The organism is Photobacterium carnosum (assembly GCF_021236965.1).
Classification (GTDB): Bacteria; Pseudomonadota; Gammaproteobacteria; order Enterobacterales; family Vibrionaceae; genus Photobacterium; species Photobacterium carnosum.
The window spans coordinates 1-25,236 of sequence record NZ_WMDN01000021.1 but is presented as its reverse complement, the minus strand read 5'-3'; the positions used below and the strand labels follow the sequence as shown (position 1 = coordinate 25,236).

Sequence of the window (25,236 nt, the reverse complement as noted above, 5' to 3'; positions counted from 1 at the left end):
GCTACAATAAAAACTCATCAGTAGCCTTAACACCAACCTCAATCTTTCAGCCCCAACTTCATCATGTTTTCATTCACAATCGCAACAGGTAATGGAATATAACCGTCTTTTTGCACTATATTCTGACCATCACTGGATAAAATAAAGCGTAAGAATTCTTGCTCCATCGGTGCTAAAGCTTTATTGGGGTGTTTGTTGATATATAAATACAAATAGCGTGATAGTGGATAATTACCGTTGATAGAATTCTCTACCGTGGCTTCAACATAATCAGAGCCTTCACGGGCAACAGGAATAGCACGGATCCCCGTGGTCTTATAGCCAATACCTGAATAACCAATCGCATTAAGCGAGGTCGAAACAGACTGCACTACTGAAGCTGAGCCCGGTTGTTCATTAACGTTATTACGAAAATCGCCACGACATAAAGCGCGCTTTTTAAAATCACCATAGGTGCCTGATACTGAGTTACGACCAAATAATTGAATATTACGCTGCTGCCAACTATTGGGTAAGCCTAGTTGTCCCCATTGAGTAATAGGTACTAATGCACCACAACGTAAGGTACGCGAATATATTGCATCTAGCTGCTCAAAATTGATGCCTTTAAGCGGGTTATCTTCATGCACAAACACGGCTAACGCATCCACCGCCACTTTAATTGCGGTTGGTTTATAGCCGTATTCTTTTTCAAATGCTTCAACTTCTTTGGTTTTCATTAAGCGACTCATTGGCCCTAATTGTGCCGTCGCTTCCACCAGCGCAGTCGGTGCTGTTGATGAACCAGATGCTTGAATTTGAATATTAACGTTTGGATATTGACGTTTAAAAGCCTCTGTCCAGTAGGTCATTAAGTTAGCTAGCGTATCCGATCCCACCGACGATAAATTACCCGAAATTCCGCTCACTTTAGAATAAGATTGTAACTGAGTATCGACCTCGGCTATCGAGGTCGTCGCTGCCATAACGGGGGCTAATGCCATCAAACTCCACACACTAAGCGCGCTCATGGTTGTGGTGATCATTTTTATTAGTGGTGACATTAGCATTAGGTATCCTTACCTTTTATTAGTGATCATTAGCCGCGGTATGTGGCAATGCAGTATCAACCACTAATCGACTTGGCAACGTGAATGAGAAGGTGCTGCCCTTATCAATCTCGCTCTCTATTTCTAGATGTGCGTCGTGGTGACTGAGTGCATGCTTAACAATGGCGAGCCCTAAACCACTGCCGCCAGTTTCACGAGAACGGGCTTTATCAACTCGGTAAAAACGTTCCGTTAAACGGTGAATATGTTGCGCCTCAATACCTTCACCACTATCAGTCACTTCTAATCGAGGTCCTGTTGGTGAGCGATACCAACGCACATGAATAGCGGCATCATTGGGGGTATGTTTAACCGCGTTATAAACCAAGTTTGAAATGGCACTGCGGAGTTGATCATTATCGCCAAAGACTTTTAAGCTGTTATCCACCTCAAAGGTAAATGACTGATCTTTATTACTACTGAGCGACATGGCTTCTTTTTCTAAAATATCCAGCATTGCAGGCACATCGACCATTTCTTCTAGTTCAATCGTCGGTGCAGCTTCAATTTTAGATAACGTTAATAACTGCTCAACCAGCGCATTCATACGCGCTAATTGTTCGGTCATCACGCCATGAGCGCGATCCCACATTGGTCCCATTAGCATTTCAGGATCTTGTGCCATTTCAAGATACCCTTGCAAGACAGTCATTGGGGTGCGTAGTTCATGGGACACATTGGCAAAGAAATTACGGCGCATGCCTTCCAGTTGTTTTAACTGTGACACATCGCGCACTGCCATCAGATATTCACCCTCGGTGTAGCGCATGATCCGTAATTCTAGAGTACGGTCATAGTTCATCGGTGAGGTTATTTCTAATGGGGTATCAAAAGCTTGACGAGAAAGGTAGCGTACAAAATCGGGGCTGCGTAACAAATTACTGATAGGTTGACCGCTATCATCAGGCCAGCGCAAACCTAATAATTGTTGGGCTAATTTGTTGCACCACACAATATTACCTTCGCTACGAAACACCACCACCGCATCGGGCAATGATTCTGCACCATTACGGAAACGACGAATTAAGGTAGTTAGTTCTTTGCGGCGGCGGCGATTACGCTGTTGTAAGCGATAAATACCATTAAATAGCGGCTCCCAACTGCCAGAGCCAGAAGGCGGCGTTAAGCTACGATCTTTCCATAACCAATTCGACATTTTAAGTTGATTATGAAAATGCCACCCAAGTTGGATCCAACTCGCGATCAATAAAAACCACGGTAAGTAGCCAAAAATAACGCCAAGTATAAGCCAAGGTAGATAAAATAATATTAGCTCCCCAACCAATTTTTTCCATGTCAATCTTTCCACATGTTTACTCCTAACAGCAACGGAGTAATACAGTGGTTCCGTTACGCTATTTTTCTATTCGATAAAACCAACACAACCTTCATTGCTATCATAGGCGCATGATAATAATGAAGGTAACGAGTTTGCCACGGCTGATAAGCACAATGGAATATTTACATGCGAGTTGAAAAACGGTATCCCGCCCCACGAACCGTTTGAATCATCTTATCGTGACCATCATTCTCAAGTGCTTTACGTAAGCGACGAATATGGACATCAACAGTGCGATCTTCAACGTAAACATTGGTGCCCCACACATTGTTCAACAGTTGCTCACGGCTATAAACGCGCTCTTGGTGAGTCATAAAAAAGTGCAACATCTTAAACTCAGTCGGACCCATGTCGAGTGGCTCATCGGCTGAGGTTACGCGATGTGAAACGGGATCTAATTTCAATCCTTGAACGTCAATCACATCATCTAAAGCCGTTGGTGAAGCGCGACGCATAACGGCTTTCAAACGTGCCATTAACTCTTTAGGTGAAAACGGTTTAGTGATGTAATCATCTGCACCCACTTCAAGACCACGTACTTTATCTTCTTCTTCACCACGGGCGGTTAGCATCACCACTGGAATTTGGCGAGTCAATTCATCACGCTTGAAATGCTTAATCAAGTTAATGCCAGAGCCTCCAGGTAACATCCAATCCATTAAGATCAACTCAGGATACGGCTCACACATTTTTTCTAATGCACTATCGTAATCTTCAGCTTCTATTGCTTGATATCCATTTTGCTCTAGGACAAAACACAACATTTCGCGAATCGGTGCTTCGTCTTCTACTACAAGAATCCGTCTTGCCATAATAAAATCTACCTAGTCGTTTGTTTTCTCTGACATGCATCATTATGTGTGTTCATTATGACACTTTTGTGACTTTTTCAGATAAAGATGATTTTAATAGAATCAATAACAATCGCTTAAAATACGTTTTCTATTTGATTCTACAACAAAAATAACCCAACACTTAATGGCAATATAATTACCCTTTTATGATAATTTGGCTACGTCCACCGCCTATGGCTTCAACCGCAACTTGCACACCAATTCGCTCAACTAAGGTGCTAACATGCGAGATAACCCCAATCTGACGCCCATCCGCTTGCAAAGCATCTAAGCAGGCTAATGCCATCTCTAAACTCTCAGGATCAAGCGTACCAAAACCTTCATCAATAAACAGTGAACCGAGCTGGCGCGTATCAGCCGCAAGGGAGGCTAATGCCAACGCTAATGACAACGACACCAAGAAACTTTCGCCACCAGAAAGCGATTCTACACTGCGCACTTCATCGCCCATATCATGGTCAATAACTTGTAACGCTAACGGGCTGCCAGGTACAGGTTGTAGCGCATAACGTGGGGCTAAATCTTGCAAATGTTCGTTCGCTGCTAACACCAATTGTTGTAAGGTTAGCCCTTGTGCCAAGGTACGGAACTTATTGCCTGTTGCAGAACCGATCAACTCATTCATTTGTAGCCAGAGTTCGGTTTGGGTTTGTTGTGTCGCTAACGCAGAGCGTAAATCCCCAGCCTGTTGTTCCGCTTGCTCGGCATGGACTAATTGCTGACGTAATTGAAAAACCTGATCATCACAGTGCTGTTTTTGAGCAAGCCATTCCGTCATGGTTTGCTGTTGTGAACTCACATCATTGCTGATGTCATGAGTAGTAAACCAACCTGTCGCTAATTCAACCATTGGCTGGTGATCAGCATCTGCTTGCTGACGCTCTTTTAATACTGTTTGGCAAGCAGATAATGCCTGTTCGATCTGTTTAAGCTCAGCCCGTTGTTGGTGCAACCATGCATCATCTTTACTCAATAACGCGGTCAATTCAGGTTCAGTCAGGGCTGATTTTTCTAGCCAATTACCCCATGTTTGTTGTAACTGTTGCTGAGCTTGATTGGCTTCAACCAATTGCTGTTGAGCATGTTGATGGTGCGCTTCATTTGCCGCCATCGCTTCGGCTAACTGATTAAGCCGAGTTTGCTGTTGTTGTAATTGTTGTTGCTGGTATTCAAGCTCAGCTTTGGCTTTATGTTCAATGACATCTAACGATTGCTCACCAATGAGATCAAGCCGTTGTTGCCAATATAGCGTTTGTTGTTGCGTTAATTGATGATCTTTATTGGTCATCGTCTGTAACTGCTGCTCGCTATGCTCAACCCCACTGATTAACTGAGCTAATACGGGAGCACGTTCAGCCAACTGTTTTTCAAGTTGCTGTTGTTGGCTAACATTGGTTTGATATTGTGCTATTTGTTGCTCAAGTTCGGCGATAAAACTATTTTTACCTTGCTGAGATAATACTGTTAGCCACGCATCATTTCCGTAAATTGCATTCAATGCTTGTTGTCTTTGTTCGTAGACTTTTTGTTGGCTTTCACATTGTGACACTAACGCTTTTTGCTGTTCTTGCGCTTGCGTTTGTTGTTGTGACAGTTGATGGTAGGTCTCTTTGATCTCAGCTTGTTGATGACCTAATTGCAGCAACTGTTGCTGTTGCTGTTTAACCTCGGTGATCAGTTTTTTACGCTGCTCGCCTTGGGTTTTAATGGTCTGCATTTGTGCTATCGCATCATCCTGTGCTTGTGACCAATTGGCTTGATAATGTGCCAGTTGAGCCACATCACTGACGGCGGATAAGCGAATTTCAGCCAACATTATCGCATCAAGATCAAGCGCCATTAAATCAGACCAATGACATTGTTGCTGACTGACTAATGTTTGAATATTCGCATTAAGCCCATCAATCTCTTGCGCTAATTCGGTTTGGGTGTGTTGATCTTGCGTGATGGTTTGAGTCAGTTGACGCTGATCGGCATAGGCATCTTGCAATTGTTGGGCTAGCTGCTGCAATCGCTGCTGTTGCTGACTAATAATGGTGGCAACTTGCGGATTATGTTGCTGGTATGGATGTTCAAGCGCACCACATAACGGACACGCTGCGCCCTCAATCAATTGCTCACGATAATCAGTTAGGTTCATCACCGCGCGACTTTGAGTCAATTGATGATCAACTTCTTTATGTTGCGCGTCTAATTGTAATAATTCGGGGGCTAGTGCGGTTAAACGGTGCTGATTATTGGTGATCGTTACCCCTAACGCTTGCTGTTGTAACTGCAATTTATCACGTTGCTGTAGCTGCCCATGCCACTTATCTAAGCCATATAAACTGTCTTTTAATTGGCTATTACACTGTTGATAAGCACTATAATCTTGACGTTGTTGATCTTGTATTTGTTCTAATTGAACAAGATCATGCGCAACAACTTGTGCTGTTAACTGTTGCTGTTGTGCCACGAAACCTGACAGCTGTTGTTCTAAGTCAGCTTGTTGTTGAGTGGTTGTGGTTAATGTTATTTGACGTTGTTTGATATCTGCTTGCAGTTGAGCAATATCGGTTTGTGCTTGCTGAAATTGGTTAACGTTATCTTTGATCGCGTTATGCTGTTCGGCTAATGCTTTCACCGCTTGCGTTGTCTCTAACTCAACCACCAGCTGTTGATACTGTTGTTGTGAGGTTTGTTGTTGCTGTTGCTGCTTTAATAATTGCTCACGGTTAAGCGCTAACGCGTTGGTTAACTGTGAAATTTGCAGTTGTAACTCATCGCGTTGCAACTGTAAGCCATGACGTTGTTGTTCAATGGTGGCTGCTTGCTTTAATTTTGGTTCTAGCGCATTAAACGACTGTTGTTTTTGAGTCAGTAACTGTTGGCATTGCTCAGTACTTGCTTGCAATTGCGCTTGCTGTTGGTGATTTTCTTTTAAGGTAGCGCTGCTTTGTTGCTCTGTTGCCGTCCACTTAATCAGTTGCTGTTTTGCTTGTACTAATAAGCTGAAATCACCACGGGCAGGCAAGGCTTGTTCGTATTGTTGCAACTCTATATAACGCGGCGCTGCTTGTTGTTGAATGAACTCAGCTTGTTGTAACTGTTGTTCACCCACAGCAATACGCAGCTGTAACTTTGACGCGGTTAGCATGACATCCTGATGCTGTTTTAATTGCTCAAGCTGTTGCTGTTGAGTATTAACTTGTTGACGTACAATCTCTAACTGGCTATTTAATGCCAATTTTTGTTCATCACTTAATAAGGCCACATCGCCAAGCTTATCTTGTAACTGAGCCAGCTTTTGTTTTTCCTCAGCCGAACGCTTATAAGCCGCCATCGATAACCGACCGTAAATTTCACCGCCCGTCATTCGTTCAAGTAACGTGGCACGTTCATCAGCACCCGCTTTTAAAAATGCCGCAAACTCACCTTGAGGTAACATCACTGCGCGACGGAATTGATCAAAACTCAACCCAATTAAGCGTTCTATTTCAGCTTGTAACTCTTGTTTTTTACCCGCAAAACGTTGCCCCGTTTCAATATTCTCTAACCATTGTTCAGCGGCTTGCATTTTACCTTCAGCACGACCACGAGCACGACGCACTTGCCAATGGGTACGCCAATGCGAACCATCGTTAGCAATAAAATCTACCTCAGCAAAACCCTCAGCTTTACCGCGCGATAAAATACTGCGCACATCGTTGGCTTTAATGCGATTATCGTCATCATCACGCCCGATTTCAGCATCATTTTTTTTATTAGATTGCAGACGAGGAATACGATCGTATAACGCTAAACAAATCGCATCGAGTAAAGTTGATTTACCCGCGCCTGTTTTACCCGTGATCGCAAATAAGCCCGCTTCGCCTAAGCGTCCACCAGCAAAATCAATCTCAAATTTGGTTTGTAAACTCGCTAAATTTTCACCACGCAGTGCAAGTATTTTCATTTTATTATTCTCTATTATTATTGTTGTTCTTCAACTTGCACTAATAAGCTTTCAAAAGCGGCAGTCATCGCAGCATCAGGTTCACCATCGTATTTTTTATTCCAACTCAGAGAAAATACTTGTTGCGGTGACACCTCAGATAACCGTTGGTGCTGCAAGCCTTGTTGCTGTTCGACGTGTTGATAATGCGGGGTGATTTTAGCCAACCGTACCGATTTACCTTCTAATGCTTGCAACACTTTTTCACGTAACAGAGCTTGGGGCTTATCAAGCAGTACATGCACCTCTAAAAATGGTTGTTGCTCACGAGGAAGCTCATCATCAGATAACGCTTTAAGTGCCACTAATACTTCATCTAATGGCGCAGGTTTGGTTGGTACTTTTAGCATATCAACACTTCGAGGAATGGTGATTGGCTCAATATTAATAACGTCAGTACCGTCTAATTCAACCGCCACGATTTGATGGCTATAATTACGCTCAGCCATTGATAATGGAATCGGTGAGCCGCAATAACGCACATGTTCTTGCTTGGCAACTTTTTGGGCTAAATGCAAATGTCCAAGGGCAACATAGCTAACATCATCGGCAAAAATAGTCGCCGGTAGCGCATGCTGATTCCCCCCTAATACCCGTCGCTCTGACATCTCAGAAATTTTTCCTGACGCCATATACGCGTGGCCCATACCGATTAACGCTTGTTGAGGTTGTTTACGCTCACGAGCAACGGCGGTCATTTCGGCATACAACACTTCAACCCCTTTAATGAGGCGATCATCTGTTTCAGCTAAATTTTCAGTGCGTAAATCAGCGCTGCGTAAAAATGGCACCGCGAGCACCCATGCCGCTTGTTCACCATCGGCATTGGTTAATGGTACTAACATTCGATCGCAATCTAATTCGCCATTATCTAGCCGATGAATACCACCAACTAAATGCAAATTAAACGCTTTTAACAACGCTTGTGGCGCATCGAGTTTACTGGGTGAATCATGGTTGCCACCGATCATTACCACATCAAGCTTCGGCAATGTTTTCGCTAATCGGGCTAAGAAACGATACAACATTTCCCATGCACTGGCGGCTGGATTAGCAGTATCAAAAATATCCCCTGCCACTAATAAGGCATCCGCTTGTTGTTGCTCAAGGGTATCAGCAAGCCAATCTAAAAATGCTTGATGTTCCGTTGCACGGCTATAGCCATGTAATTGATGGCCAAGATGCCAATCAGAGGTATGGATAATTTTCATAATGGGATAACACTACCAGGCCAGAAATAATCATCAGATTGTACCGTGTGAACCCTCAACTACACAGAGTTTTGATGATTCATAAACAACCGTCATAACAAAATGTTATTATTTTAATAAATATTGATAATTTTATATTATTTAAGGCTTAGCATAGTATTACCCCATCGAGAAAAGTTACGAATTAATCACTTTAATTTGGAGTAAATTATGAAAATGAATCACGTCGGTATAATGGTTGGCGACATGGATACCGCGGTTGAGTTTTATACTAAAGCGCTGGGTCTTGATATTGTGATGGGTAATACCAAAGTTACCGAAGAGCGTGAAACCGCCATTGGTCGCATGTGTATCGCAGTTTTTGGTAAGGACTTTAAAGGCTTTAATATTGCCCATCTATTAACCAAAGACGGTATCGGCTTTGAGCTGTTTGAAATGAAAGACCGTCAACAGCGTCATGAGGTTGATTTCTCTCGCATCGGCATTTTTCACTTCTGCCTTCAAACTGATGATTTTCATGGTGTTATAGCCCGAACTGAACAATATGGCGGTAAGGTTCGTATGGATATCATGCGCTACCACCCTGAAGATGACAGCAACACATCCCAAATGGTTTATTTAGAAGACCCTTTTGGTAACTTGTTTGAGCTGTACTCACATACTTATGAAGAGACTTACTCCACAAAGTATGAATAATATTTTTTAAGATAAGGGTTGGTGATCGCCAATCCGACCAACAATCACAAACGCTACTTAGTAATTTTCGGTGGTTAGGTTAAGATAGATCCCCAACTGTTTCCCCTAAAAAGTGTGACTAGCATGATGTGGTTTAAAAATATACTGACTTACCGTTTTACGCGTGAGATTGACTTAAATGCAGACCAAATAGAAAAACAGCTGGAAGAATTCCGCTTTACACCTTGTGGTAGCCAAGACATTCAAAAGTTTGGCTGGGCGCATGCACTGGGCAAACATGGTGATATGTTTACCCATGTTTCTGGTGACAATATTTTAATTTGTGCGCGCAAAGAAGAAAAAATGCTGCCTGCATCAGTGATCAAAGAATCATTGAACAACAAAATTGATATGCAGGAAAAAGATCTTGGTCGTAAACTGAAAAAGACTGAGAAAGACAGCCTCAAAGACGAAATCGTGATGGATTTATTACCACGCGCATTCAGTCGTCAACACCAAACTTACGCATTAATCATGCCTAAATTAGGCTTCATTGTGGTTGATGCGGGTAGCTACAAAAAAGCTGAAGATGTATTAGCATTATTACGTAAATCTATCGGTAGCTTACCTGTTGTTCCGGTTGTGCCTGAAAAACCATTAGCATTAACCCTAACAGAATGGGTTCGCAGCAACCAATCACCACAAGGTTTTACTATTGGTGAGGAAGCTGAATTTAAAGCGATTGAAGAAGACGGTGGCGTGATCCGTTGTAAGCAGCAAGATTTAAATTGTGATGAGATTTTAGCGCACATTGAAGCGAATAAAGTGGTCACTAAACTGGCACTTAATTGGCAAGACCGTATTGATTTCATTCTAGCGGATGACTTAACCGTTAAACGTCTTAAATTCTCTGATGAATTAAAAGATCAAAACGAAGATATCGACCGTGAAGATATGGCACAACGCATTGATGCTGACCTGTCATTAATGGGCGGCGAGTTCTCTGCATTTTTACCCAACCTATTTGATGTTATCGGCGGCTTAGAAAACAAAGGTTAATTCCTCGGTTTTCGGCATGTGGCTTTACGTCATATAAGCATTGCTTGAATAACAAAAAGAGCCGTCACGTGTTAGCACATGACGGCTCTTTTGCTACTTACTGATAAACTGTTCGTTATAAACGTCTATCCGCGCTACATACTCATTCCCATACTTGCATTGGCTTTTTTACCTAAACGGTAATACCAAATAGAAACAGGAATAAAGATAAGATTCATCACGGTGGTGAAGTTCAAACCAAAGCCTGATTGATTTAATGCACGTGCTGTTTGGTCAGTTGTAACCCAACCAAAGCCATTAAAGATCGCATCAACACACAAACCTGTAAACAAGATAGAAACGAATAACAATCCAACCATCCATTTCGTTGGACGTTTACCGTAGTATTTTTGGTAAACACGGATCATTGGAATGGTTAACACATCCGATAAAATGAAACCAATCACGCCACCAAATGAAATACCACCATGCCACAATGCTGCCGCTAAAATCAGATTACCCACAGAACAAACATACGCAACCATTGCCACAAAAATACCAATGATCACATCTAAGAAAGAATGTAACCACACAGGTAAGCCAGCATCATTACTAATAAACAGATCGCGCCAACCATCTTGAGGCATTAATGCAATTAAAATAGAAGATACCACCACCCCGATCAGGATTTCTTTACCAATCATGGCAATATCCATTTGGAAGAAACCCGCAGACTTGGTGATTTTTTCCATGGTGGCAGATTGAGGCTCAGCCACCATATTCATCTTCATTGCAGAATGATCGCCAGACTTCATGCTTGACATATCCATGTCGCTGTCGTCAGCTTTCATCTTAGACATATCCATGCCGCAGTCACTGTCATCAGACTTCATCTTAGACATGTCCATGCCGCAATCACTGTCGTCAGCTTTCATCTTCGACATATCCATTCCGCAGTCGCTGTCGTCAGACTTCATCTTAGACATATCCATGCCACAGTCACTGTCGTCAGCTTTCATCTTCGACATGTCCATGCCACAGTCACTGTCATCAGACTTCATCTTCGACATATCCATGCCGCAGTCACTGTCGTCAGACTTCATCTTAGACATGTCCATGCCGCAGTCGCTGTGATCACCGCTCATTTCAGACATATCCATGCCGCAACTTGCTTTTTGCGGTTGGGCGTCTAAAAGATGTTGGCGTAACTCTTGTTCAACATCTTTTGGATAAAATCGACTAAATAAAAATCCAGCGGTCGCAATTAAAATTAAACCACCAATGACTTCACCCCAGAAAAACGTCCAGCCCATCAACGCAACTAAGACAATGAACATTTCTATAATCAAGTTAGTGCTTGAAACTAAAAATGCCATTGCGTTAGCAACCGTCGCTTTTTTAGTCAGTAACGTATGAGATAGTGACGCCGCAGCATATGAACATGATGACGACACCATGCCTAAAAAGGTAGTAAAGCCAAGACTCACTACGGTCGTTTTACCTAAATGTTTTACTACACTCGATACGGGTAATAAATTACGAATCCATGACGACAACATTAAGCCGAATGCTAATGGCCAAAAAATTTGCCAAACCATATTTCCAAATGTAGAAAACAAATGGATAACCAACCCACCAATATCTTGCCCTATCATATATACCTTCTTAATATGCCATCATTAACTAGTAGCAACATTGTGCAAACAGTTAGCACATGTTGCCCTAAAATATAACTAATGTATTTAATGCATACTAAGTATGTATTTTAGTACATTAATTAATAGATTATTTTTAACAATTACCACTGAGAATCTCGCTAAATTGATTTCTATACCGATATCAATTGCCGTGGATAATCATTATTTTCAAGAAAATTGGCAATGTGGGAATGAAAAAAGTAGAATCTCGCCTCCTCCCTATAGCACTAGGTGTTATAGGCTGATTTGGAATCAGACATCTAAGAGAACTAAACAATGTTTAAACCAGAATTACTATCTCCAGCCGGTAGCCTTAAAAACATGCGTTACGCCTTTGCTTATGGTGCAGATGCTGTCTATGCAGGCCAACCTCGTTACAGCCTTCGCGTTCGTAACAATGAATTCAATCTAGATAACCTGAAAATTGGTATCGATGAAGCACACGCACAAGGTAAAAAGCTGTATGTGGTTTGTAATATTCAACCGCATAACTCTAAGCTTAAAACCTTTATTCGTGACTTAAAGCCGATTGTAGAGATGGGCCCTGACGCACTTATCATGTCAGATCCTGGTTTGATCATGATGGTTCGTGAAGCATTTCCTGAAGTAGTCATTCACCTATCAGTACAAGCTAATGCTGTTAACTGGGCGACCGTTAAATTTTGGTCAACTCAGGGTGTTGAGCGTGTCATTCTTTCTCGTGAATTATCACTAGAAGAAATCGAAGAGATTCGTGAGCACTGTCCTGATACAGAACTAGAAATCTTTGTTCATGGTGCTCTTTGCATGGCGTATTCTGGCCGTTGTTTGTTATCTGGTTACATCAACAAACGCGATCCAAACCAAGGCACGTGCACTAACTCATGCCGTTGGGAATACAAAGTAGAAAAAGCAGTTGAGAACGATTCAGGTCAAATCGTTGAAGCTAAAGACGCCATCCAAATTCAAGAAATTGAAGAGCGTCCAAATAATACATTAGGTCTTGGTAAGCCGATTGATGATGTTGTATTACTAAGCGAATCTCACCGTCCTGAAGAAAAAATGGCGGCATTTGAAGATGAGCATGGTACTTACATCATGAACTCTAAAGATCTTCGTGCAGTACAACATGTTGAGCGTCTAACTAAAATGGGCGTACATTCACTGAAAATTGAAGGTCGTACTAAGTCTTTCTATTACTGTGCACGTACTGCGCAAGTTTACCGTAAAGCGATTGATGATGCGGTTGCTGGTAAGCCATTTGACGATTCACTACTAGGCACATTAGAAAGCCTAGCGCACCGTGGTTACACTGAAGGTTTCCTTCGTCGTCATACCCATGATGCTTACCAAAATTATGATTACGGTTACTCAATTTCAGATTCCCAACAATTTGTCGGTGAATTTACAGGTAAACGCCGTGGCGACCTTGCTGAAGTTGATGTGAAAAACAAGTTCATTGTCGGTGATAGCCTAGAAGTAATGACACCACAAGGTAACGTTGTCTTCAAACTCGAAACCATGGAAAACCGTAAATCAGAAGTGATTGATGATGCAAAAGGTAATGGCCACTTTGTGTTTATTCCAATGCCATCAGATATGGATCTAAGTTTTGGTTTATTAATGCGTAATTTGAATAACGGTGAAGATACCCGTAACCCACACGCACCTAAAGACGGTAAATAAGCACGATGGCACTGCTCATTACAACTAAATGCATTAACTGTGATATGTGTGATCCTGAATGCCCCAATGAAGCAATCACCATGGGGGATGAATTTTACGAAATTAATCCTGATCGCTGCACAGAATGTAAAGGGCATTATGATAAACCGACGTGTCAGTCTGTTTGTCCTATCACCAATTGCATTATTACTGATCCTGAGCATATTGAATCAGATGATGAACTGCTTGATAAGTTTGTTACGCTGCAAGGCCTTGCTTAGTCCTCAGTAATAAACCCTCTAAAAAAAGCGCCGCTCAGTTAACTGGGCGGCGCTTTTTTATTTGATGATCGATCTATATCGCCATCAGAAAACTAACTTTTTAAAACCATCGTACACATAGGAGGTAATACTTTTACCTGTTTTGGCTTAGGTTTTACTTTTATAACAGACTCAATCTTCACTGGTGCTTTATAATTTGGTGACCATGAGGCAAGCTCAGTACCACAGCCATCACCTGCTGGCGGCGGTGTTTGAGGCTTACATGTCGTACTTCCTTCAGGGCATTTTAACCGCACATGAAAATGGTAGTAATGACCAAACCAAGGTCGAACTTTACGCAGCCAATCACGTTGTTTCCACTGCGTTTTACATAACTGTTGTTTGATCACCGGATGGACAAAAATACGTGAAACACGATCATCACTGGCAGCAAGTTGAATTAACTGTGCTTGCTTCATACTCCAGTTTTTTTCGATGATTTTATAATTTTTCACATCCACCATCGGCAGTGCTGAAACTGTTTTTAGTGCTTGTGGTGATAATGGCTTTTCAGGTATACGCAACCAAATATCAGCATCAAGTCCGGTTTGATGACTTGCATGACCGGATGAGAACCGACCGCCACGCGGCATTGCAATATCACCCACCAATACATTACCAATTTTCAGTTGCTGTGATTGCTTCATCAATTGCTGCAAAAAAACAATCATTTCACTATTACCATAATAACGTCCACGCTCAGAACGTATTACTTGGTAGCCATCACCTTGCAGCGGTAAACGCTCACCACCAGCAAGACATCCATTAGCATATGAGCCAATCGAACTAGAATCACCCTGACTTGGATTTTTTACTTTTTCCCATGGTGTTGCCATTACGCTCTGACTTATACAAGCGAGCATTAAACCCGTTATTATCGTCCTTAACACATTAACTCTTCCTTTTTATTTGCTGTCATACAATGATAACGCAACCTTGTAACGATGCAAAATTCATCCACTAAAAAATCTACCATTATTTTAATTTATAATAATGAGAAAAATAATATCCATTCAAATTTCCCTACCGTCATTCACTTTTTATTTTTAAGTCTTTGATAGGTTCTTAAAGAAACAAATAAAGATCACCACTTATTTTTAAAATATTATATAACGGCTTTTTTATACTTCAATCACCATGATTTTATAAAATAGAAGATCATTATTAAATATACTTAACCTAACCTTACCGATTAAATGACATTCTAATACTCTAAATATGATACTTAAGATTGCAGCTTAATGCCGATAATTATTAATTTATATCATTAATTTAACACTATCTCGTTATTCACCTAATAAAAAAACACTGGACACCTATAAATAAAAAAACAGATAAAATCATAACGACTTGTTTATAAATAAAAAAACAACTTATTGATATTTCTTTTTTAGCTTCAGAGAAGAACGCAAAAGCAAAGGAATCCTTTATAACCATGGCTTACATTCAATTGAAAAGTAATCTATTTATTTGTCATACATTATATAAATATATTTACCATTAAAAATAAAACATGAACAAATATAATAAGATAGTAACATAAGTAAATGAAAATGATTATTACTACATAATAAGCTCACAGTAATTTTGATTGAAATTACCATCATCATACTATTCATTATCATTAGTTATTAATGACAGTGAATAGTTATTAATGACAGTGAATAGTTATTTATATTACCGCCCTATTTTTTATAATTTTATCGCTAATAGCAAAATTTGACGATTTTATATTTACTCATATAATAACATTGTAGATTTCACCCTCTTCTTTATTTCTAATAAGGTCTTTTAAGATTGAATATAAGTAGACGTCAATTATTTAAATTGTGCGCGGGGGCTGTAGCAACAACAACAATTGCTTCGCTTGCCACAGTTTCACAAAAAGCATGGGCACAAGCCCGTGACTTTAAATTAACCGCAGCCAAAGAAACGCGTAATACGTGTTCTTATTGTTCAGTTGGCTGTGGCACATTGCTATACAGCACAGGTGCTACTGGCGGTAATATTAAACAAAAAGTGTTCCACGTTGAAGGTGATCCCGATCATCCAGTAAGCCGTGGTGCATTATGTCCTAAAGGTGCGGGCCTAGCTGGTTTTGTTAACAGCGAACAACGTTTGAAATTCCCAGAATACCGTGCTCCTGGCTCAGATAAATGGCAGCGTCTAACATGGGACGAAGCCTTTAGCCGTATCGCTAAACTAATGAAACAAGACCGTGATGCTAACTTGGTAAAAACCAATGACGAAGGCACCACAGTTAACCGCTGGCTAACAACAGGCATGCTTTGTGCCTCAGCGGAAAGCAATGAAAACGGTTGGTTAACTCAGAAATTTGCCCGTGGTTTAGGCATGGTTCCTGTAGATACTCAAGCGCGTGTTTGACACGGTCCAACGGTAGCAAGTCTTGCTCCAACATTTGGCCGCGGCGCGATGACAAACAACTGGGTTGATATCAAAAATGCCAACCTTATTCTTGTTATGGGCGGTAACGCAGCAGAAGCACACCCTGTAGGCTTCCGCTGGGCGATTGAAGCTCAAAAAAATAATAACGCTGAAATCATTGTAGTTGATCCACGTTTCACGCGTACAGCAGCAGTGGCTGATCACTATGCACCGATCCGTTCTGGTGCTGATATTGCTTTCCTTTTAGGTGCTATTCGCTACCTAATTGCAAGCAGCCAAGTGAATCATGAGTATGTTAAAGCATACACCAACGCTAGCTTTATTGTGCGTGACGACTATGCATTCCACGATGGTCTATTCTCTGGCTATGATGCAGAGAAACGTCAGTATGATCGTAGCAGCTGGTTCTACCAACTTGACGATCAAGGCTATGCATTAAAGGATGAGTCTCTACAACATCCTCGCTGTGTATGGAACTTACTTAAAGATCACGTTGCTCGTTACACTCCAGATGTTGTTTCTAATATCACCGGTACGCCTGTTGATATGTTTGATCACATCTGTAAAGCACTTGGTAGTACTGCTGCGGATAACCGTGTTGCCACTATCTTGTATGCAACGGGCTGGACTCAGCACTCTAAAGGCGCTGAAAATATCCGTTGTATGGCAATGATTCAGTTACTACTAGGTAATATGGGTATGGCTGGCGGTGGCGTTAACGCCCTGCGTGGTCACTCTAATATTCAAGGTATTACTGACCTTGGTCTGTTAGCACAAAGTTTACCTGGTTACTTAAAATTGCCATCTGATAAAGATGTTGATTTAGCGACTCACCTTAAGCACCACACTCCAGCGGCACTTGAAGCGGATCAAACTAACTATTGGCAGCATTACCCTGCATTCTTCGTATCATTACTGAAGTCTTTCTACGGTAAAAGTGCGACAGCTGAAAATAACTTTGGCTACGACATGATGCCAAAATGGGATCAAAGCTACGACATATTGCGCGTGTTCGAAATGATGAACAAAGGCAAAATGAATGGCTATATCTGTCAAGGTTTCAACCCTGTCGCTTCAATGTCTAACAAACAAAAAACATTAGACTCTTTGTCTAAGTTGAAATACTTAGTAGTTGTCGATCCTCTTGTCACTGAAACCTCTACGTTTTGGCAGAATAAACCTAACGTTAATGAAGTTGATACTGCAAGCATTGACACTGAAGTATTCCGTTTGCCTTGTGCATGTTTTGCGGAAGAAGATGGCACTATCGTAAGTTCAGCGCGCTGGTTACAGTGGCACTGGAAAGCAGCTGATATGCCAGGAGAAGCAAAAGGTGATGCCGAGATCTTAGCGGGTATTTTCTTGAAGATGCGCGATATGTATCAACAAGAAGGCGGCACATATCCTGATCCTATCCTATCTCTTGATTGGAACTATGCGATCCCTGCTGCACCAAATACCAAAGAGCTATGCAAAGAACTTAACGGTAAAGATGCTAACGGTAAGCAACTATCTAGCTTTAGCAAACTAAAAGCTGATGGTTCGACCAATTCTGCGTGCTGGTTATACACAGGTAGTTGGACAGAAGCCGGTAACCAAACTGCACGTCGTGATAACAGCGATCCTTCAGGTTTAGGTCTTGCACCTAACTGGGCATGGTCATGGCCTGCAAACCGTCGTGTATTGTATAACCGTGCTTCAACACGTCCTGATGGAACACCATGGGATAAATCACGCGTCTTAGTTGAGTGGAATGGTGACAAATGGGTTGGCCCAGATGTACCTGACTTTAATGCTAAATTACCACCAGCAAAAAATGCGAGCCCATTTATCATGCAACCTGAAGGCGTAGGTCGTCTGTTTGCCCTTGATAAAATGGCTGAAGGTCCGTTCCCTGAGCACTACGAACCGTTTGAAACACCGATTGGTACTAACCCATTACATAAAAATGTGATTTCAAACCCAGCGGCACGTTTATTTAAAGATGATGCGGCTCAGCTAGGCACTAAAGAGGATTACCCATTTGTGGGTACCACTTATCGCTTAACTGAACACTTCCATACATGGACCAGTCACTCTCATTTTAATGCTGTATTACAGCCTGAACAATTTGTAGAGATCGGCGTTGGTCTTGCGGAAGAAAAAGGCATTAAGAATGCCGATATGATTCGAGTAACATCTAAGCGTGGCTCTATTATCGCTAAAGCTTATGTCTCGAAACGTATTACGCCACTGCATGTTAATGGCCAAGCAGTTCACACTGTCGGTATCCCAATTCACTGGGGTTACGAAGGTGATACTAAGCCAGGTTACCTTGCGAATACGTTATCGCCAAGTGTTGGTGATGCTAACTCACAAACACCTGAATACAAGGCATTTTTGGTTAACGTAGAGAAGGTGAAGTAAGCCATGGGTATGGAATCACAGAATATCATTCGTAGTTCTGCTACATCGTCGCTTACTCCATCACCTGATGCGCGTAAACGTCAAATTCAAGTGACTAAGCTCATTGATGTCACTTGCTGTACCGGCTGTAAAGGCTGTATGGATGCGTGTAGCGAATGGAATAATTTACGCGGCAAAGTAGGAACCTTTGAAGGCTCTTACCAAAATCCGCCTAATACTACAGCTGAAACGTGGACCACTATCCACTTCAAAGAAATTGAAGAAGATAACAAGTTCAAGTGGCTCTTCAGCAAACATAGCTGCATGCACTGTTCTGATCCTGGCTGTTTAAAAGCGTGCCCAGAACCTGGCGCTATCGTGCAATATGAAAACGGCGTTGTCGATTTCAACTCGGAAAAATGTGTTGGTTGCGGTTACTGTATCGCAGGCTGCCCATTTGATATTCCGCGTATGAACCCTGTTGATAACCGCGTTTACAAATGTACGCTATGTCTTGATCGCCTTCAGGCAGGTCAAGTGCCATCATGTGCAAAAACCTGTCCAACAGGTGCATTACGCTTTGGCCCTCGTGAAGAAATTCTTGAATATGCCAATCAACGTGTTGCTGCATTGCAAGCTAAAGGCCATAAAAAAGCAGGTGTCTACAACCCACAAGGTGTTGGCGGTACGCATGTGATTTATGTTCTACACGATATCACTGATCCTGAACGTTATGATCTACCTAAAGATCCTAAAATCAGCGAAACAGTGAAATTATGGAAAGATGATCTCAAGCCACTTGCTGCTGTTGGTTTAGTCGGTACTTTAGCCCTTGCTGCTATTCACCGAGTCACTGTTGGTCGTAGTCGTGTTGCTGAAGACGAAGGAGATGAGAAATGAGTTTGAATAAAACAATTTTACGTCATAAGCCTTTAAATCGTGTTGTGCATTGGACTGTTGCATTAGCAGGTATCTGGACTTTATTGTCTGGCTTATCTTTTATGTTTGCCCCTTTACACTTCCTTAGCTATGTCTATGGTTCACCACAGCTTGCGCGTATTTTGCACCCATTTGGTGCAATTGTGATGACAGTTGGCTTATGCTTTTTAGTTTCTCGTTATTGGAGCCATAACCACTTTGAAAAAGGTGATCTCCAATGGATGCTAAAAGTAAAAGACGTACTAACTGAAAATGAAGAAAACGTACCAGAAGCAGGTCAATATAACGCGGGACAAAAAATGCTCCTTCGTCAATTTATTGCCTGTGCGGTATTGTTGCTAGTAACGGGTCTGATTGCATGGCGCGCTTACTTTTCAGCTTACTTCAGCATTGATGTCATACGTATAGCATTAATTGTTCACTCAATCACAGCCCTTGTATTTGCTTTGAGCTTAATTGTTCATGTTTACATGGCGTATTGGGTAAAAGGCTCAATTGATGGCATGTTAGAAGGTAAGGTTTCTCCCGCTTGGGCAAAGAAACATCACCCACGCTGGTTCCGTTCGCTATCTAGCAACAAAGACCAACACTAACAACTAGCTCTCGAATGGATAAACCACGTTGTTTATCCATTCTTTATTTCTATACCAACCTCGGTTTACCGTGGTTGGTATTCTTATAATTGGATACCTGCATGAGCGTTAAAATTTTAGATAAAGACACTATTATTAAACAAAAAAGTGATGGTTTTAATCCGTTAATTATTGGTCAACCTGCAACCATTTTTCATGCCCGCGCTGCACGTTTACGTCAGTTGGCACAAGATTCTTTTATGGCAGATTATCTTTTATTAGCAGGTCAAATCGTACAGCAACAAGTACATTTGGTTGAAACATTTAATAGCGCCGTCCAACAGCAATTACAAACTAAAACGCTAACATGGCCCATTGAAATAGACAGCACCTGGCAAGCTATTTTAGACCCAATGCTAACCCAATTAACGTCAGCACTACGCCCTATTGTTAGCGATGATATCGTTAAAGTTATCGATAATCTGAGTCAAATTGATCAACAAACATTGCAGCATTACTTTCATGCTTTACAGCAAAATCAACCAGAGCGCGTACCTGCCGATATTGCGATTATTCTTTGGGGTTGCATCAATACGCTAATGAGCTTAATTGTGACTAATACCCAATTAGAGTGGCAGCCAGAAGCAAATACCAAACAATCACATTGTCCACTTTGTGGCGGTGCACCTGTAGCCAGTTTAATTCAAGGCAGTGGTCATCGTTACTTACATTGCAGCCAATGTGAAACTGAATGGCATCGACTACGCGCTGAATGTACCCAATGTGGTGATGGCGAAAATATTCAATTACAAAGTGAATCACTAGAAGATAGCGTCCGTGCTGAAACCTGCGGCCATTGTCAAAGCTATTTAAAAATGTTGGTACTAGAGAAGAACCCACAATTAGATCCTATTGCTGATGATCTTGCGACCCTGGTACTTGATCAAAAACTAGGTCAAATGGAATTCTATCGCAGCGGCTTCAACCCTTTCTTACTGCCTCTCGCTCAATAACGCTCTAGAGTAACGCTATGATTATTGCTACAGCTGGCCATGTCGATCATGGTAAAACAAAACTATTACAAGCCCTTACTGGGATCAATGCCGATCGACTACCAGAAGAGCAACAACGCGGGCTGACTATTGATTTAGGCTATGCGTTTATGCCGTATCACTCAACAAAATCTAACCAACCACAACGGTTAGGTTTTATTGACGTACCCGGCCATGAAAAATTCCTATCCAATATGCTCGCAGGCGTTGGCACCGCCCATCATGCAATGCTGGTTGTGGCGGGTGATGAAGGCATGATGCCGCAAAGCGATGAACACCTGACTATTTTGCGCTTACTCGCCATGGATAGTCTAACGGTGGTGATCACAAAATCTGACCTCACAACCGTTGAGCAACAACAGCAACTCGAAGCAACATTAAGCCAATTATTGTTTCAATATGGCTTTACTCAAGCGACTATTTTTCATTGTTCTGCGCACACAAATGACGGTATTGATGAACTTAAACAACACCTGATTGATCTTGCTGACAATGAACAACAACATGATAATACGCTAAATTTCAAACTCGCTATCGACCGCGCCTTTCACGTTAAAGGATCCGGTTTAGTCGTAACGGGAACCGCGTTAAACGGTCAAATTAACGTTGGTGATAGCCTGTGCTTAGTTAGCCATAGCAACCTTAAAAAAGGCCATAGCCAACCACAAATAGTACGAATAAAAAGTATTCATGCTCAGGGACAGGCAACGGAATCTGCGACGGCAAACCAACGGGTTGCGCTTAATATTAGTGGTGACATTAATAAAGCCAACTTAAACCGTGGCGATTGGTTATTACAAACAGCACCAACAACCATAATCAAACGGATCACGGTTAAATTAACCGCCAACCATTTGATTAAACACTGGCAAAATATTCAAGTTTTCCATGCAGCAACTCACACCACAGCTCGCATTGCATTATTAGAAGATAAACAATTAGCACAAGGTGAGACTGCCCTTGCTGAAATTACCCTTGATACGCCATTGTGTTTAACGGAACAAGACCGATTATTACTGCGCGATCCCGCCCAGAAAATCAATCTTGGCAGTGCGATGGTGATTGACTTACTACCGCCTAATCGTGGCAAACGAACACCGCTGCGACTTGAGTATCTTAATCAACGTGCAAGTCTCAATTCGCTCAATGATATTATTGCCTTTAAGCTCCAACATGCCCCCCAATCACGCCAACAACTGCTTGAACAGCATCAATGCAAAACTGATGTTATAAATCACCTATTAGCAACAAATACGACGATTAACCAATACGGTGATTATCTTTGTTATGTCAGTTATCAGCAGGATTTACAACAGCACATTATCGCCACACTAGAGCAATATCATCAACAAGCTCAAGATACTCTTGGTATTGGTAAAGATCGGTTATACCGCATGGTGGCACTTAATCAGCCACAGGTTATTTTTAATGCGATTATCGACCAATTACTCAACCAGCAACTGTTAGCAAATACTCGAGGATGGCTACATTTAGCGGCGCATCAATTACAGCTAACACAGCCAGAATTACACTGTTGGCATCAAATAGAGCAATTAATGGCAACCCATTCTCAACCATGGTGGATACGCGATCTTGCAGCAGAAATGGGTGAGAATGAAGAGAATATACGTAAACTCAGCTATAAATTAGCGCAATTAAGTTATATTGCCGCCATAGTGAAAGATCGCTATGTCAGTCATCACTATCTAGTAAATATGGCAACCGCCGTACGCCAACATACCTCTCAACATCAAAAGTTAGAAACCGCAGAATTTCGAGATATCAGTCAATTAGGACGTAAGGTTGCGATTCAGTTATTAGAGTATTTTGATAAGATTGGTTTTACTAAGCGTAAATTTAATTATCGCGAATTAAAAGATCAGGATTTATTACAAGATTAAGGATAAAACAGGGAAGTGGCGGAAGAACATAGGAGTCGAACCTACCCAGGACTGCTGGCAGCCCTACCCGGATTTGAAATCCGGACGCATCACCGGATACGACGTTCTTCCTTTATTTTGAATCTGTATTTTATTGCTTTAAGGTATAATGCGCAACCGCTATCTACATTCAATTATGATAGCGGTTTCTTTTATAGATCAAATGATTAAATAAACATCTATTTCATCTGTTGATCAAGATTAAGAATCGTCAATGCATTGCTAACACTGGTTGCAAGTACATCTACAACGCCTGATCGCAACGCACCTAATAAGGCTAATGCTTTACTGTTTTCAGCCGCAGTTACTACCACGGTCGGAATATGACGTAATTCATCCATCGTTAAACCAATCACTCGATCGCTCATCATGGTATCAGCTTGCTTACCTTGGCTATCAAAAAAATCATAGCCAGCAATATCCCCCACAACCCCTTTTCGAATCCGTGCTTCGACTATTTCTTGAGGCGTGAACCAACCTAATTTCACCATGTGGCTATTTTCATTCATATCACCAACACCCACTAAAGCGACATCAGCGCGACGGGCACGATCCAACGTTTCTTTAACCGTACCGTTGTTCATGAATGCCTCTTTAACCATAATGTCTTCAACATAAGCCGGTGCATAGAGTGTTTCACTGATACCATCATATTTTTTCGCAAGTTGACGACAAATATGATCGGCATTAATCGCATTACCAGAACGATGCGTACCACCAATCCCGCACACAAAACGACAATTCCGATGTGGCACAACGCCAACATGATTCGCTATTGAAGCAATATTTCGTCCTTGCCCAACCGCCACCACCATATCATCCGATAATGTCGCCGCCAGATAACCAGAAACTAAGCTCGCAACTTGTTGACGTTGAGTTTCATCATCAGGTTGATCTAACGCAATCAGCGCTCGCTTCAACTTAAATCGTTCAATTAACTGTTGTTCAAGCTTTTCACTAAACACCGGATGGTATTTAACCGTAATTTCAACCACACCTTCTTCTCGTGCGCGACGAAGTAAACGGCCAATTTTGGCGCGAGACATCCCAAAACGTTGTGATATTTCTTCTTGCGTAGCACCTTCTTGATAATAGGCAATAGCAATTTCAGTCAGCTGATCATTCTCAGCGTGATTATTATCATTATTCAAACTGCTCATCACTTAGTCCTTTATATAGGGCGCTAAATCAAAAACCTATTCTAACACTGCCGAATAAAAATCGAGAGGTTATTACGTATATCCAGTTTTATCTGATCGTGTACAACGTTGAAAACCTGAATCTTTCAATTCAGGCTTCTTCAATAATGTGAAGTGGACGGGACTTGGCATCGCTAACATTACAACCAGAGCATTAGCGCGATCATTACCATCTAATAATAACCATGACAGACCGCTAAGCTTCCTATTTATAACGACCGTCATTTCCTACAGCGAAATTACGAACGAGATAGGGAATCTATTATCCGCACGTTGTAGAGTTATTGTTTTTACTGCTGTTTTAGTTGATTTTTTATTGGTGTCTTTAATGCTCAAACACGTGATAAGTAGATCACGGATAGCTCGTGCCTCCCTTCCGAGATGACGGATAATAACCTGCGCGATTGTTATCATTTTCTACAAACGAAAAAAAACCTGTATCGTTAGATTCAGGCTTCTTTTTAAAAATGTGAAATGGACGGGATTTACCATTCCGAACATCAGCACGACCCTCGGCGTGATAGGCCGCTAAGCTTCCCAATAGAAAGTTAACCAACTGAACTACAACGCTATCGTTACTATTTCCTACAGACGAAAAGAAACCTGAATCGTTAGATTCAGGTTTCTTTCTAAAAATGTGAAGTAGACGGGATTTACCATTCCGAACATCAGCACGACCCTCGGCGTGATAGGCCGCTAAGCTTCCCAATAGAAAGTTAACCAACTGAACTACCACGCTATCGTTACTATTTTCTACAGACGAAAAAAACCTGAATCGTTAGATTCAGGTTTCTTTCTAAAAATGTGAAGTGGACGGGATTTACCATTCCGAACATCAGCACGACCCTCGGCGTGATAGGCCGCTAAGCTTCCCAATAGAAAGTTAACCAACTGAACTACAACG

General features: G+C 41.6%; 18 protein-coding genes and 1 tRNA gene. 9 read left to right on the top strand and 10 right to left on the bottom strand.

Annotated features, from left to right (window positions below):
• Window positions 1–38: 38 nt before the first annotated feature.
• From GLP24_RS15985 to GLP24_RS15965, 5 genes are all read right to left on the bottom strand, one after another.
• Window positions 39–1,043, bottom strand: coding sequence for a PstS family phosphate ABC transporter substrate-binding protein (locus GLP24_RS15985; RefSeq protein ID WP_407951512.1), 1,005 nt, complete (start codon window positions 1,041–1,043; stop codon window positions 39–41).
• Between the two features lie 25 nt (window positions 1,044–1,068).
• The gene (gene phoR, locus GLP24_RS15980) at window positions 1,069–2,397 is read right to left on the bottom strand and encodes a phosphate regulon sensor histidine kinase PhoR (RefSeq protein ID WP_232616250.1); all 1,329 of its coding nucleotides are present in this window, start codon (window positions 2,395–2,397) and stop codon (window positions 1,069–1,071) included.
• 152 nt (window positions 2,398–2,549) lie between these two features.
• Complete coding sequence (phoB, locus tag GLP24_RS15975) at window positions 2,550–3,239, bottom strand: phosphate regulon transcriptional regulator PhoB (RefSeq protein WP_045037157.1); 690 nt, start codon at window positions 3,237–3,239, stop codon at window positions 2,550–2,552.
• A 178-nt stretch (window positions 3,240–3,417) separates the two neighbouring features.
• The gene (locus tag GLP24_RS15970; RefSeq protein WP_232616249.1) at window positions 3,418–7,215 is read right to left on the bottom strand and encodes an AAA family ATPase; all 3,798 of its coding nucleotides are present in this window, start codon (window positions 7,213–7,215) and stop codon (window positions 3,418–3,420) included.
• 17 nt (window positions 7,216–7,232) lie between these two features.
• Window positions 7,233–8,465: an exonuclease SbcCD subunit D C-terminal domain-containing protein gene (locus tag GLP24_RS15965; RefSeq protein WP_232616248.1), complete on the bottom strand. Its 1,233-nt coding sequence runs from the start codon at window positions 8,463–8,465 to the stop codon at window positions 7,233–7,235.
• Window positions 8,466–8,675: 210 nt separating this feature from the next.
• On the opposite strand from GLP24_RS15965, the gene GLP24_RS15960 reads away from it, so the two are divergent.
• On the top strand, window positions 8,676–9,161 hold the full coding sequence (locus GLP24_RS15960) for a VOC family protein (RefSeq protein WP_232616247.1): 486 nt from the start codon (window positions 8,676–8,678) through the stop codon (window positions 9,159–9,161).
• Window positions 9,162–9,287: 126 nt separating this feature from the next.
• Window positions 9,288–10,199, top strand: a complete 912-nt coding sequence (gene rdgC, locus GLP24_RS15955; protein ID WP_181314830.1) for a recombination-associated protein RdgC — start codon at window positions 9,288–9,290, stop codon at window positions 10,197–10,199.
• Between the two features lie 134 nt (window positions 10,200–10,333).
• On the opposite strand, the gene GLP24_RS15950 is transcribed toward rdgC, so the two are convergent.
• The gene (locus GLP24_RS15950) at window positions 10,334–11,833 is read right to left on the bottom strand and encodes a permease (RefSeq protein ID WP_232616246.1); all 1,500 of its coding nucleotides are present in this window, start codon (window positions 11,831–11,833) and stop codon (window positions 10,334–10,336) included.
• A gap of 318 nt (window positions 11,834–12,151) precedes the next feature.
• Between GLP24_RS15950 and trhP the strand changes: the two genes are divergently transcribed.
• Both trhP and GLP24_RS15940 read left to right on the top strand, forming a co-directional pair.
• Window positions 12,152–13,540: a prephenate-dependent tRNA uridine(34) hydroxylase TrhP gene (gene trhP, locus GLP24_RS15945; RefSeq protein WP_101770318.1), complete on the top strand. Its 1,389-nt coding sequence runs from the start codon at window positions 12,152–12,154 to the stop codon at window positions 13,538–13,540.
• 5 nt (window positions 13,541–13,545) lie between these two features.
• The gene (locus GLP24_RS15940) at window positions 13,546–13,800 is read left to right on the top strand and encodes a YfhL family 4Fe-4S dicluster ferredoxin (RefSeq protein WP_045037164.1); all 255 of its coding nucleotides are present in this window, start codon (window positions 13,546–13,548) and stop codon (window positions 13,798–13,800) included.
• 92 nt (window positions 13,801–13,892) lie between these two features.
• Here GLP24_RS15940 and mepA read toward each other — a convergent pair whose 3' ends face one another.
• Complete coding sequence (gene mepA / locus GLP24_RS15935) at window positions 13,893–14,729, bottom strand: penicillin-insensitive murein endopeptidase (protein WP_232616245.1); 837 nt, start codon at window positions 14,727–14,729, stop codon at window positions 13,893–13,895.
• Window positions 14,730–15,636: 907 nt separating this feature from the next.
• On the opposite strand from mepA, the gene fdnG reads away from it, so the two are divergent.
• The 5 genes from fdnG (at window position 15,637) to selB (ending at window position 23,094) form a co-directional block, all read left to right on the top strand.
• A complete protein-coding gene (gene fdnG, locus GLP24_RS15930) occupies window positions 15,637–18,651 on the top strand; it encodes a formate dehydrogenase-N subunit alpha (protein WP_144043194.1) in 3,015 nt (1,004 codons plus the stop codon).
• Between the two features lie 3 nt (window positions 18,652–18,654).
• Window positions 18,655–19,530 carry a formate dehydrogenase subunit beta gene (gene fdxH / locus GLP24_RS15925; protein WP_101770322.1) on the top strand — a complete coding sequence of 292 codons (876 nt, stop codon included), beginning with the start codon at window positions 18,655–18,657 and terminating at the stop codon, window positions 19,528–19,530.
• Window positions 19,527–20,162: a formate dehydrogenase subunit gamma gene (locus tag GLP24_RS15920; protein WP_101770323.1), complete on the top strand. Its 636-nt coding sequence runs from the start codon at window positions 19,527–19,529 to the stop codon at window positions 20,160–20,162. Before fdxH ends, GLP24_RS15920 begins: the two co-directional genes overlap by 4 nt.
• 101 nt (window positions 20,163–20,263) lie before the next feature.
• Complete coding sequence (fdhE, locus tag GLP24_RS15915) at window positions 20,264–21,154, top strand: formate dehydrogenase accessory protein FdhE (protein ID WP_232616244.1); 891 nt, start codon at window positions 20,264–20,266, stop codon at window positions 21,152–21,154.
• 17 nt (window positions 21,155–21,171) lie between these two features.
• Window positions 21,172–23,094, top strand: a complete 1,923-nt coding sequence (gene selB / locus GLP24_RS15910) for a selenocysteine-specific translation elongation factor (RefSeq protein WP_232616243.1) — start codon at window positions 21,172–21,174, stop codon at window positions 23,092–23,094.
• Between the two features lie 16 nt (window positions 23,095–23,110).
• Here selB and GLP24_RS15905 read toward each other — a convergent pair.
• From GLP24_RS15905 to GLP24_RS15895, 3 genes are all read right to left on the bottom strand, one after another.
• Window positions 23,111–23,205, bottom strand: a tRNA-Sec gene (locus GLP24_RS15905).
• Window positions 23,206–23,312: 107 nt separating this feature from the next.
• Window positions 23,313–24,293, bottom strand: a complete 981-nt coding sequence (locus GLP24_RS15900; protein ID WP_232616242.1) for a sugar-binding transcriptional regulator — start codon at window positions 24,291–24,293, stop codon at window positions 23,313–23,315.
• A gap of 72 nt (window positions 24,294–24,365) precedes the next feature.
• Window positions 24,366–24,557, bottom strand: coding sequence for a hypothetical protein (locus tag GLP24_RS15895; RefSeq protein ID WP_232578186.1), 192 nt, complete (start codon window positions 24,555–24,557; stop codon window positions 24,366–24,368).
• Window positions 24,558–25,236 lie beyond the last annotated feature (679 nt).